Origin of the sequence: Oleisolibacter albus (assembly GCF_003336875.1) — a bacterium.
GTDB classification, from domain to species: Bacteria; Pseudomonadota; Alphaproteobacteria; order Azospirillales; family Azospirillaceae; genus Niveispirillum; species Niveispirillum album.
In genome coordinates, this window is sequence record NZ_QGNJ01000006.1 from 263,948 (window position 1) to 275,827 (window position 11,880).

11 protein-coding genes are annotated in these 11,880 nt (G+C 67.5%); 3 read left to right on the forward strand and 8 right to left on the reverse strand.

Going from position 1 to position 11,880, the window contains the following annotated elements; genetic code table 11:
* Positions 1 to 15: 15 nt before the first annotated feature.
* Positions 16 to 819, reverse strand: a complete 804-nt coding sequence (locus DK368_RS10780) for a DeoR/GlpR family DNA-binding transcription regulator (protein WP_114393948.1) — start codon at positions 817 to 819, stop codon at positions 16 to 18.
* A gap of 161 nt (positions 820 to 980) precedes the next feature.
* Between DK368_RS10780 and DK368_RS10785 the strand changes: the two genes are divergently transcribed.
* Positions 981 to 3,701 (forward strand): TonB-dependent receptor, encoded by a 2,721-nt coding sequence (locus tag DK368_RS10785; RefSeq protein ID WP_114393949.1) that lies wholly within the window; start codon positions 981 to 983, stop codon positions 3,699 to 3,701.
* An 82-nt stretch (positions 3,702 to 3,783) separates the two neighbouring features.
* Entirely contained in the window at positions 3,784 to 5,886 is a 2,103-nt protein-coding gene (locus DK368_RS10790) for a phosphocholine-specific phospholipase C (protein ID WP_114393950.1), read from the forward strand.
* Between the two features lie 44 nt (positions 5,887 to 5,930).
* On the opposite strand, the gene DK368_RS10795 is transcribed toward DK368_RS10790, so the two are convergent.
* The 4 genes from DK368_RS10795 to DK368_RS10810 all read right to left on the reverse strand — a co-directional run bounded on the left by DK368_RS10795 (position 5,931) and on the right by DK368_RS10810 (position 8,563).
* Complete coding sequence (locus DK368_RS10795; RefSeq protein WP_114393951.1) at positions 5,931 to 6,608, reverse strand: sulfite exporter TauE/SafE family protein; 678 nt, start codon at positions 6,606 to 6,608, stop codon at positions 5,931 to 5,933.
* 277 nt (positions 6,609 to 6,885) lie between these two features.
* The gene (locus DK368_RS10800) at positions 6,886 to 7,413 is read right to left on the reverse strand and encodes a chromate transporter (RefSeq protein ID WP_114393952.1); all 528 of its coding nucleotides are present in this window, start codon (positions 7,411 to 7,413) and stop codon (positions 6,886 to 6,888) included.
* Entirely contained in the window at positions 7,410 to 7,979 is a 570-nt protein-coding gene (locus DK368_RS10805) for a chromate transporter (protein ID WP_205028154.1), read from the reverse strand. The genes DK368_RS10800 and DK368_RS10805 overlap by 4 nt, the downstream gene beginning before the upstream one ends.
* A 101-nt stretch (positions 7,980 to 8,080) precedes the next feature.
* On the reverse strand, positions 8,081 to 8,563 hold the full coding sequence (locus tag DK368_RS10810) for a peroxiredoxin (protein WP_114393954.1): 483 nt from the start codon (positions 8,561 to 8,563) through the stop codon (positions 8,081 to 8,083).
* A 288-nt stretch (positions 8,564 to 8,851) separates the two neighbouring features.
* On the opposite strand from DK368_RS10810, the gene DK368_RS10815 reads away from it, so the two are divergent.
* Complete coding sequence (locus tag DK368_RS10815) at positions 8,852 to 9,424, forward strand: YqgE/AlgH family protein (protein ID WP_114393955.1); 573 nt, start codon at positions 8,852 to 8,854, stop codon at positions 9,422 to 9,424.
* Positions 9,425 to 9,697: 273 nt separating this feature from the next.
* Here the strand turns inward: DK368_RS10815 and DK368_RS10820 are convergent, their stop codons facing one another.
* The 3 genes from DK368_RS10820 to DK368_RS10830 form a co-directional block, all read right to left on the reverse strand.
* On the reverse strand, positions 9,698 to 10,213 hold the full coding sequence (locus DK368_RS10820; RefSeq protein ID WP_114393956.1) for a hypothetical protein: 516 nt from the start codon (positions 10,211 to 10,213) through the stop codon (positions 9,698 to 9,700).
* Positions 10,213 to 10,980: a hypothetical protein gene (locus DK368_RS10825; protein ID WP_114393957.1), complete on the reverse strand. Its 768-nt coding sequence runs from the start codon at positions 10,978 to 10,980 to the stop codon at positions 10,213 to 10,215. Before DK368_RS10825 ends, DK368_RS10820 begins: the two co-directional genes overlap by 1 nt.
* Positions 10,981 to 11,288: 308 nt before the next feature.
* Positions 11,289 to 11,876 carry a GNAT family N-acetyltransferase gene (locus tag DK368_RS10830; RefSeq protein WP_114393958.1) on the reverse strand — a complete coding sequence of 196 codons (588 nt, stop codon included), beginning with the start codon at positions 11,874 to 11,876 and terminating at the stop codon, positions 11,289 to 11,291.
* Positions 11,877 to 11,880 lie beyond the last annotated feature (4 nt).

Here is an 11,880-nt window from a genome sequence, read left to right on the forward strand (position 1 = left end):
CCGGCAGGCGCCGGCTCAGTCCGCCACCTCGATGCCCATGCCATGGGCCTGGGCCGCCGTGGCCACAGTTTCGGGCGGCGGCGCATCGGTGTAGAGCGTGCGCACATCGGCGAAGCCGGCGACCTGGATGAAGCCCGCCTTGGTGAATTTCGTGGAGTCGGCCAGCACGACCACGCGGCGCGACTGATCGAGCAGCGAGCGCTTGAACATGGCCTCGTCGGCATCGAAGTCCAGGAAGCCACGCACCCCGTCGATGGCGCCCATGGACATCACCGTGATATCGGGCACGAAGCGCAGGCAGAAGGCGATGGCCTCTGGCCCGAAGGCGGCGTGGTAGTCCGGCTTGATGGGACCGCCGGCCAGGAACAGACGCTGGCCGGGCCGGCCCACCACCTCGTGCGCGATCTCCACGCTGTTGGTGATGATGGTCAGGTCGCGCAGGCCCGCCAGCGCCCGCGCCAGCCAGAAACAGGTGGTGCCCGAATCGAGCAGCAGGGTCATGCCCTCATGCACCATGCGGGCGGCGTGCTGCGCGATGCGCTGCTTGGCCTCGGACTGTTCGCGCAGACGGATGCGATAGGGCGCCTCCAGCTGGTTGCTGGGGATGGAGACGCCGCCATGGGTCTTCTGCACCCGGCCGCTGCCTTCCAACTGGCGGATATCGCGCCGGATCGTCTCCTCCGACACGTCGAAATGGGCCGCGAGTTCAGTGATCGAGCAATGGCCCCGCTCCTCGAGAAGCTTCATGAACAAGTTCAACCGTGCGGCCTGTGTGGGACGCGTGCCGGTTTTGCCGCCAAGGCTGTCTGTGTCGCTCATTCCCGCATGATATCCACATCAACCCGCCCATGAAAGTCACAAAATCCAACACAACAACACATGATTCTCACATTTTGTCACACAGCTGTCATGGCTTGCGCATAGTGTCTGCCCCGATCGGACGGCCGGGGGCCGTCCCACCTATGGGGGAGAGGGTTTCCATGTTCCGGAGAAAGTCAGCACTGCTGCCCTTGCTGGCGGCGACCACGGCCCTGATGCCGATCGCAGCCTGGGCACAGCAGGCCGCGCCAGCGCAACAGAATGCGCCCGCGTCCACCGATGCCCTGGAGGAGATCGTCGTCACCGGCTATGTGCAGGCGCTGAGCAAGGCCCGCGAGCTGAAGCAGAACTCCGACATCGTCAAGGATGTCATCGTCGCCGAGGACATGGCCAAGTTCCCCGAGCTGAACCTGGCCGAAAGCCTGCAGCGCCTGCCCGGCGTCGCCATCAACCGTGAAGCCGGCGAAGGCCGCCGCATCACCCTGCGCGGCCTGGGCCCGGACTATACCCGCGTGCAGCTGAACGGCATGGAAGTGCTGGGCAATGTGGACTCGGCCATGGACAGCCGTGGCCAGCGCTCACGCGACCGTGCCTTCGACTTCAACATCTTCGCCTCGGAGCTGTTCTCCAAGGTCGAGGTGGAGAAGACCTATCAGGCCGCCCAGAACGAAGGCGGCATGGCCGGCACGGTCGGCCTGTTCACGGCCAAGCCCCTGGACTATGACACGGGCACCAAGGGCGCGGTCACGGCCAAGCTGGGCACGAACACCTATACCGAAGACGCCCAGCCCCGCGTCGCCGCCATGATCAGCCAGAACTGGAACGACAAGTTCGGCGCCCTGTTCTCGGTGGCCTATTCCAAGCGCAAGACCGAGGAGCAGGGCTACAACACCTATTCGCCGAGCCAGCTCAGCGCCACCAAGATGGCCGACTACGTGGCCAAGGGGCTGGACATCTCCGCGCTCAGCGCCGACCAGAAGGCCAAGTTCCTGTCGGGCGATCTGGTGTTTGCCTCCGGCAACCGCCTGTCGGTGTGGGATGCCAAGCAGGAGCGGCTGGGCCTGACCACAGCCCTGGAGTGGAAGCCGACCGACAGCGTGCGGCTGACCCTGGACGGGCTGCACGGCCAGTTCAAGACCGACCGTGACGAGTACCATCTGGCCACGCGGCCGGATACGACCTCCGGCTCCGTCGCCTTCGATGTCAACTCGAAGATCAATGCGATCAGCTGGGACAGCTCGAACTTCGTCAACGCCATCGACGTCGACAACGCCACCTATGCCAGCGAGCATCGCCGGTCGCAGAACAAGAACAAGTTCGACCAGATCGCCCTGACCGGCACCTGGGAAGCCACCAGCCGGCTCGTCATCGACGGCCATGTGGGCTATGAGCGCTCGACCTACACCACGCCCTATGACGACAAGCTGTACATGAAGGCCAAGGGTGGCATGACCACCACCTATGCCGCCGACGGCGATTCGGCCACCAATGTCTATGACTGGGACACGACCGACGTCTCCCGCTACAGCTTCAATGAATTCTATTTCCGTGAGTTCTGGAACAAGACCAGCCTGGGCGAAGGCGTGCTGAACGGCCGCTACGAACTGAACGACTGGCTGAAGCTGCGCGCCGGCGCCGCCTGGCGGCGCTACCGCACCAGCGGGTCGGAGATCTTCAATGACGGCCAGGCGCACCAGTTCACCGGCGACGCCGTCACCGACTATGCCTACATCTTCTCCAGCAACAAGAAGCAGTCCTGGATCACCGGCGATTACGACAAGGCCTTCGCCAAGTACAAGCTCGACCATACGGTGGCCGGCGCCACCGACATCGAGAACACCTACAGCGTGACCGAGGAAACCACCACCACCTACAGCCAGCTCGACTGGGACAGCGCCCTGGGCGGCATGCGCTTCCGCGGCAATGTGGGTGCCCGCGCCTATTTCACCGACACCGAGAGCGTCGGCGACATCATCGACAAGAACTACACGCCGCTGGGCAGCAACAAGACCACGTCGGATTACTCCGGCCTGCTTCCGGCGCTGAACGCCACGCTGGAAGTCATGCCCGACTTCCTGGTGCGCTTCGCCGCGGCCAAGAACATCAACCGCCCCGGCCTGTCCTCCATGGCCGCAGCCGGCAGCGTCAAATTCTCCAGCGGCGAGTATTTCGTCAGCGTCGGCAATCCCGACCTGAAGCCGTACAAGGACACGTCCTTCGATCTCTCGGCCGAATGGTACTTCGGCAAGATCGGCATGGTGTCCGTGGGTGTGTTCCACAAGGACATCAAGAACCTGATCACCACGGAAACGCTGTACAACGTGCCGTTCAGCGCCACCGGCCTGCCGCTCGCCATGCTGCCGGGTCTGGGCGCCGATACGGTCATCGCCGAATATTCCAAGCCGGTGAACCTGGCGGATGCCCGCATCGACGGCCTTGAAGTGGCCGCCCAGACCAATTTCGACTTCCTGCCCGCCCCGTTCGACAATCTGGGCGTCCTGGTCAATGCGACGCTGATCGACTCCAACACCGAACTCAACGGCCTGGACGGCCCGATCACCGGCCTGTCGAAGACCAATGCCAACGGCACCCTCTATTACGAGACCGAGGATTGGGGCCTGCGCATGTCGGCCAATTACCGCTCCAGCTACCTGCGCAGCCGCTATGACGGCAAGAATCCGGCCAGCAAGGACGGCTTCGACGGCACCGTCTATGTCGATGCGGCGGCCTTCGTGAAGCTGACACCCAACCTGAAGCTGACGCTGGACGCCATCAACCTGACCAACGAGAAGGAAATCCAGTTCAACAGCATCTATCACCGTCTGCACAACGTGACGCAGAGCGGCACCACCTTCTTCGGTGGCGTCAGCCTGGACTTCTGATGACGTGATGTACCAACGGCGGGCGGAGGGCCCATCCCTCCGCCCGCCCGACTTGACCGGCACATTCGAAAGGACCGGAACGATGGACCTTCGCCAAGACCGACGCACCTTCATGCGCACCGTGCTGGCGGGCGGCGGGGCAGCCAGCGCCCTGATGCCGTCCATCGCGCGCGCTCTTTCGATCGCGCCCCACCGGCGGACCGGCACCATCCGGGATGTGGAGCATGTGGTCATCCTGACCCAGGAGAACCGCGCCTTCGACCATTATTTCGGCGCCATGAACGGGGTGCGCGGCTTCGGTGACCGCTTCGCCATTCCGGCACCGCCCCTGCCCCAGGCCCCGGACCGCACCGTGTTCGTCCAGCCGGCCGAACCGGGCAAGCCCGGCCCGGCGCTGCTGACACCGTTCCGCCTGGACACCCAGAAGGATTTCCGCCTGGTCCGGCCGCTGGGCACGCCGCACAGTTTCCCCGACAGTCAGGCCGCCTGGGACAATGGCCGGCTGGGGGCATGGCCACACCACAAGCACAACCATGCCATGGCCTATTTCACGCGCGAGGACATTCCCTTCCAGTATGCCCTGGCCGAGGCCTTCACCCTGTGCGACGCCTATCACTGCGCGATGCACCTCAGCACCAACCCCAACCGGCTCTATATCTGGACCGGCACGCACGACCCGCTGGGCAAGGGCAACGGCCCGGCCATCGACAACGGCTATGACGGCTTCGCCGACCCGCTGGGCCATGGCGGCTACAGCTGGACGACATATCCCGAGCGGCTGCTGGAAGCCGGCATCAGCTTCCAGATCTATGAGGACATGGCCGACAATTTCAGTGACAACCCGCTGGTCGGCTTCAAGGTCTATCGCGCCGCCCGCGACGCTGCCGGCGGCCCCCTGGCCGAACTGGCCCGGCGGACCCTCGGCACGCGGACCCTGACCAACCTGAAACAGGATGTCATGACCGGCACCCTGCCCCAGGTGTCCTGGATCGTGGCGCCGACCGCCTATTCCGAGCATCCCAGCGTCTCGACCCCGCTGCAGGGGGCCGAATACACCGCCCGGGTCCTGGATGCGCTGACGGCCAATCCCGATGTCTGGGCGCGGACCGTGCTGTTCCTCAATTTCGACGAGAATGACGGGCTGTTCGACCATGCGCCGCCGCCGGCACCGCCGGCCCGCGACCCCAACGACCCCGCCCGCAGCATCGGCGGCACCACCGTGCCCGCCGAGGACGAGTATCATGTCCGCTCGCAGGACGAGAAGGATGCGCCCTATCTCAACCGGCCCTATGGGCTGGGGCCGCGCGTGCCCATGTATGTGGTCTCGCCCTGGAGCACCGGCGGCTATGTGGCGTCGGAGGTGTTCGACCATACCAGCGTCATCCGCTTCCTGGAGACCCGCTTCGGCGTGCATGAGCCCAATATCAGCGCCTGGCGCCGGGCCGTCTGCGGCGACCTGACCTCGTGCTTCGATTTCGACCGCAGCGACAGCAGCGCCTTCCTGGCCAAGCTGCCGGAAACCCGCCCCCTGTCCGATCGTGCGGCGGGACTTCAGGGCTTCGATCCGCCGCTGCCGGCCACCCTGACCAACCCGGCGCAGGAGCCGGGGCCGCGCCGCCGCCGCCCGACCCCCTATCTGCTGGATGTGGCGCTGGAGGCCGGGGGAACGCCGCGGCTGCTGTTCCGCAACACCGGCCGCGAGCGGGCGGCTGTCTTCCACGTCTATGCACTGGACCGGCTGACCGATGTCCCGGCCCGCTACACCGTGGGCGCCGGACAGAGTCTGGCCGCCCCACTGGCGGGCACGACCGGCGGCGACCTGTTCATCCTCGGCCCCAACGGTTTCCACCGCCGGCTGGCGGGGCGTCCGAACCGCTTCGGCGCCGGGCTGGAGCAGGGACAGGCGCACATGGCAACGCTGCATCTGGCCAACGCCACCGACGGCCGCATCAGCCTCAGTGTGGACGACATGGCCTATGGGCAGGCGGCCCGCAGCGTGACGCTGGAGCCGCGCGGCACGGCCAGCCTGACCTTCGACTTCGCCGCCAGCCATGGCTGGTACGATCTGCACGTGCGCGGCGACGGGCAATCCTGGCGGCTGGCCGGCCATGTGGAGGATGGCGCAGAGTCCCTCTCCGACCCCGCAACCCTCACCGTGGCGCCGCTGCGGCTGCAGGAGATCTGACGCCCCCGGTTCCGGGACAGGGCTGAGGGCGGACCAGCCCGCCCTCAGCAGAGCAGATCGACGGCGGGCATGGGCACCAGCAACGCCACCGGCGACAGCAACACCAGAACCGCTCCCATGACCCGGCCCAGCCGGGGATGGCGGGCCCAGCGGACAAGGCGCGAATAGCCCAACGCCGCCAGCGTGACGGCCGGCAGGGTGCCCAGCCCGAAGCCGGCCATCACCAGCATGCCTTGGGCCGCACTGCCGGACATCACCGCATAAAACAGGGCGGCATAGACCATGCCACAGGGCAGGAACCCCCAGAGGATACCAGCCAGGGGGCCTGCCAGGGGACCACGGCGCTGCAGGCCGGCCAAGGCCCGGCTGAGCGGGGACAGCAGCCGGTCGAACAGGCTCAGGGACGGGACCAGCCCCATCAGCGACAGCCCGATCCAGCCCAGGGTGGTGGCGGCCGCCCACTGCATGACCCGGAAGGCGTCGCGCTGATCGAACAGGCCGTAGAAGGCCGCCCCCAGGGAGCCGACGGCGGCACCCGCCAGCATATAGGCCAGGATGCGTCCGGCCTGCAGACCGGCCAGGGACAGCAGCGGTCGCCGTCCCGCCTCCGCCGGAGACAGGATCAGCAGCAGGCTGCCGGCGATGCCGCCGCACATGGCGGCGCAATGCAGGGTGCTGGCCAGCCCCAGAATCAAGCCGCCGAGAAAATTGATCTGCTCCATGCCGCCCAGACCGCCTCCAGCCCATCCCGGCCGCCCCGGCCTGTGGTCAGGCCAGCCGGCGCTCTGCGATGCATAGCGCGCCTGGGTTGGCCACGCCATATCGCAGTTGGCATGACGCGACAGCCCGGTCCTGGATGAGGCACCCCGAAGACCTGATCCCTGCCCACCGCGCATCCAGACATTGCGACCGGCATTGTCACCGCCCCAGATGCTGAACCGAAGCTTGTGGGAGAAGCGGACGCCTCGTTCCGGTACATCGACTGGCACCAGGATGCCGCTACCCGCCGCCGGCAACGAGCCCGGCCAGGGCGCCGGCCGCCAGCACCCACAGCGGGTGCAGCCGCGTCGCCAGGGTGGCGGCAGCGGCAGCCAGGGCGATGACAGCCAGCCGCCAATCCTGCGCCGCCGCCTCGGTCATGACCAGCGCGCTGGACGCCACCAGACCCGCCGTCACCGGCACCAGACCGGCCTGCACCATCCGGCGCCAGGGCCGGTCCTTGAAGCGCTCCCACAGGCGGAACACAAGGCCCGTCAGCAGCGAGGACGGGCCGAACTTGGCCAGCGACGACACCAGCAGCCCGGGCCAGCCCGCCACATGCCAGCCCACCAGCGGCACCACCATCATGTTCGGCCCCGGCGCCGCCTGGGCCAGGGCATAGAGGGCGCCGAACTCCTGCGCCGTCATCCAGTGATGCACCTCCACCACCTGCCGCTGCATCTCCGGCAGGATGGTGACGCCGCCGCCGAAGGCCAGCAGCGACAGCTGGAGGAACAGCAGCGCCAGCGCCAGCAGGACAGCCGTCATCGCCCGGTCCTCCCGGCCGTCAGGATGCTGAGCGGCGCCAGCACCAGCAGCGTCGGCAGCAGCGGCAGGTTCAGCACGCCGATGGCCACCACGCCGCCCCCCGCCATCAGCAGCGACAGGGGCCGGCGCCACAGCGGCCGGGCGATCTTCACGGCCAGGGCCAGCAGCAGCCCCGCCGCCGCCGCGGCCAGACCGGCGAACAGGTGGCGGATATGCGGATCCGCCTGGAAGCGGTCATAGACCAGCCCCAGCAGCACCACCACCAGCGTGGGCGCCGCGATCAGACCGACCAGCGCTGCCACCGCGCCCGCTGTCCCGCGGAATTTCAGCCCGACAGCCACCGACAGGTTGATGATGTTGCCGCCGGGCAGGAACTGGCACAGCCCCAGCAGGTCGGTGAACTCCTCCGCGCTCAGCCAGCGCCGCCGCTCCACCAGCAGGCGCCGCGCCAGCGGCAGCACGCCGCCGAAGCCGCTGAGGCCAAGCCAGAGAAATCCAGTGAACAGGGCTGCCACCGTGGGCGGCGACGGCTCTGCGGCGGCCGGCGGAGACCCGTTGTCCATCATCAACCTCCTCCCCTGCCGCCGGGAGAGCGTCCTCCTCGGCACACGAAAAAGGGCCGCGCCCTGCGGGTGCGGCCCCTTCACCAGTCCAGACCCTGAGGCGCTCAGAGCTGCTTCAGCACGGAGTCGGCGCTGGAGACTTCGAAGGCGCCGGGCTTCTCGACATAAAGGCCGGTGACCACGCCATCCTCGGCCACCAGGGCGAAGCGCTGGCTGCGCAGGCCCAGATTGTAGGCGGTGCCGTCCATCTCCAGCCCCAGCGCCCTGGTCAGGGTCCCATTGCCGTCCGGCAGCATGGTGATCTTGCCGGCCACATTGTTGGCCTTGCCCCAGGCCTGCATCACGAAGGGATCGTTGACGGCCATGCAGACGATCTCCTGCACGCCCTTGGCCTTCAGCGCCTCGGCCTGCTCCACGTAACCCGGCAGGTGCTTGGCCGAACAGGTGGGGGTGAAGGCGCCGGGCACGGCGAACAGGACCACCTTGCGGCCCTTGAACAAATCCTCGGTGCCGATCTCCTGCATGCCCGACTCCGTCAGGTGCTTCAGCGTGACGGCGGGAATGCGGTCGCCAACCTTGATGCTCATCATGGATCTCCCCGGGGGGTTGAACGGGCGTTCCCGTCCTTCTATGTCGGCGGCTCGGCCAGAGCAAGCGCGCACGGCACTGGCCGCTTTCGCGCCCCGGCAGTAACCTTTGCCGCCGCCGGGGGTTTTCAAGCTATTCCCCGGCATGAACGGCCGCACAGGAGCCATAGGAGGGTCGGGTCGGGCTGTGCTAGGCTGCTGCCGGACCAGGGAGAAAGGGTCACCCGACAGAGATCAGCCCCTGCTTTCGTCGACCGCAAGCGAGCCGACCGGATGAGCAAATCGCCCATGAAGGACCCAGAGATCCGCCGCCATTTGACGGGCCAGCTGCTGATCGCCATGCCGCAGATGCCCGACCCCCGCTTCGCCCGGACGCTGGTCTATGTCTGCGCGCACACGGCGGACGGGGCCATGGGACTGGTGGTCAACCGTCCGTTCGACGGGCTGAATTTCGACGAGTTGCTGGACCAGCTGAACATCGAGGCCGACCGCTCCATGGCCGACCAGCGCGTGCATTATGGCGGGCCGGTGGAAACCGGGCGCGGCTTCGTGCTCCATTCCACCGACTATGTGCGCGAAGGCACGCTGATGGTCGATGACGAGGTGGCGCTGACGGCCACGGTGGACATCCTGCGCGCCATCGCCGAGGGGCGCGGCCCGCGCCAGGGCTTCCTGGCCCTGGGCTATGCCGGCTGGGGTCCCGGCCAGCTGGACCAGGAGATGCAGTCCAACGGCTGGCTCTATGCCCCCGCCGATGCAGAGATCCTGTTCGACGCCGACCTGGACAGCAAATGGGACCGGGCCATCGCCAAGCTCGGCGTCAGCCTGACCACACTCTCCGCCGAGATCGGCCACGCCTGACGGCCTGCACCGGGAAGGGCACGTCGGGGGGGGGGCGGGACAGGTCGCCCGTCGGGGAGCGCCCATCGACCGACGGCCCCCCCGCGTCGTGCCCGCGCAGGCGGACATCCAGGGAGGCTGGAACGACGCTCCGACCTGCTGCGCCCCCTGGATCCTCCGCCTGCGCGGAGGATGACGCCAGAAACGGGTGGAAGAAACGTCGCCCGTAGGCCGGGGTGAACGGAGGCGCAGCCCAGCATCGCCCGGAACGTGCTTATCCCGGCCCGCTTGTTCTCAGCGGTCGCCAGATCGCCCCGTCGGCACCTCGCCTGCCCTGTCATCCGTGCGTACCTGCATCGCACCGCCTGGCAGCAGCGCAACCTCAACCACCTGTGTAGGGGCGGCTGGCCAGGGGCGCGGCCGCGTCAGATAATGCCGGTCCCGACGCCATACCGTGATCGGCGACCAACCGAACGCCGCCGCCACGGCTTCCCGCCATGCCGGCGGAAACCGGGCATCGGCAATGGCGGCGGCGTTCCCGGAGGAGTCGACCACCACCCGGCCACGCGGCACGTCCAGATAGTCGACCTCTCGCACTGGAGTCAGACCGCGGGAGCGCAGCCAGTCGGCGCCATGGCGGCGCATAAAGGCCCAGACGGCGTCATGTCCGGCTTCGGCTGTCCACCAATCACCATAGAGGACGGCCAAGTCCAGGGGCTGGCGGGCAACCAGCAGGGTCGTTGTCGGCACGGCGAAGAACAGGCCCACCCCGCCCCTGGCCCGGCCGGCCGCCGTCAGATCGGCCGCCATCAGTGCGGAGCCGGAGTCCGGACAAAATGCTCCCGCACCAGGGCCAGGATATGGGGTCCCGCAGCGTCTGTCATGCCGCGGTAGCGCAGCGTGGCGGGGTGGTAGCACCACAGGACCAGCCGGCCATCGACGACCTTGTGGAGGGTGCCGGCCGCTTTGTCCGCATGCCAGCCGCCGGCACCGAACAGATCTTCGGCCCGATCGAATTCATCCCCACCCAGGAACAGCAGCGCAGCCGCGGGGATCAGCGCCAGCTGTCGGCGTAGCAAGTCCAAGCAGAGTCCATGTTGCGCCTGACGGAGCGCGGCATCCGGATTTTTCGCCGAATCCCCCAGCAGATACATATTGCCATAGGCGAAGCGGGCAGCCTGGGACGGCCGCAGACAATCGGGGTCGTCCGTCCCCGCGATCAGCGCCTCATCCCCGGCCGCCGGATAGAGCTGGCGCACAAGGCCCAGGCTGAACTGCCAGAAAGGGCTGCTGCGCCAATGGCCGACAGCATATTCAGCCGCGATCTCGGTATTGAGATCATAACTCGGCTCCTTGCCCTCAATCCGGTTTGTCCCTGCCGTGGCGATACCGTAGACGGCGAGCCCCTGCCCGCCTTGCAAAAGTGCTTGCCCGGCCACCGGCACGAAGGGGGAGGCGACGGTGAAACGATCGGCAAGCGCGTGTTCCAGCGCTTGCAAGCGCTGGAAATCCTCTCCCGTCAGCAACGGGGTCATGCCATAGACAGTGGCGTTGGTCTGGGAATCCAGCAGAGCCATTCCGGTGCGTCCATCGGTGGGTGCCAAGACTGTCCACTGGCAGCGGCATGGATCATGTCGGGATGCCTCCATTGGCGACAGCATCGTGGACACCTTGAACAACTCACGCGAGTTTCTCACACCCCGCACTCGCATTTGAAGAAAAATCCGCCCGCTCCCCTTGACCGTCAAATGGCGACCGCCTGCGGGTCGTGGGTCCAGGACCGAGGCGTCATATGCCCGGGGTGCCTGGCAGCGCGGGCAGAACGCGGGAGGGAATTCCCGCTGTAGGCCGGGGTGAACGGAGGCGCGCCCCGGACAGAGGCGCCTTAGCGGAAATCGTCCTTCAGCATGGCGAACAGCACATGGTCGGCCCATTTGCCGTCGATGCGCAGATAGGCGCGGGCGTAGCCCTCGCGCTGGAAGCCCACCTTCAGCAGCAGGCCCATGCTGGGCACGTTGGTGGGCAGGCAGGCGGCCTCGACGCGGTGCAGGCCCAGCTGACCGAAGGCGAAGCCCAGCGTCAGCCGCGCCGCCTCGCTGATGAAGCCGTGGCGGGCATAGGGCTTGCCGACCCAATAGCCCATGGAGGCCATCTGGGCCACGCCGCGGCGCACATTGGTCAGGCTGATGCCGCCCACCGGCTGTTCACCGACCTGGGCGAAGACCAGGAAGCTGTAGGCTTCGTCCTCACGCCACTCCACCGCCTGCCGCCGCACCCGGCGCAGGAAGCTGTCGCGGGTCAGGGCGTCGGGCGGCCAGGTCGGCTCCCACGGGGACAGGAAATCGCGGCTGCCCTCCCGTACCTCCGCCCAGGCGCGCCAGTCCTTGGGCTGGGCGGGGCGGATGAACACCCGCTCCCCGTCGACGCGCAGCGCCGGCGGGGACAGGATGCCTTCGGGGAACAGCCGGATCACCGCC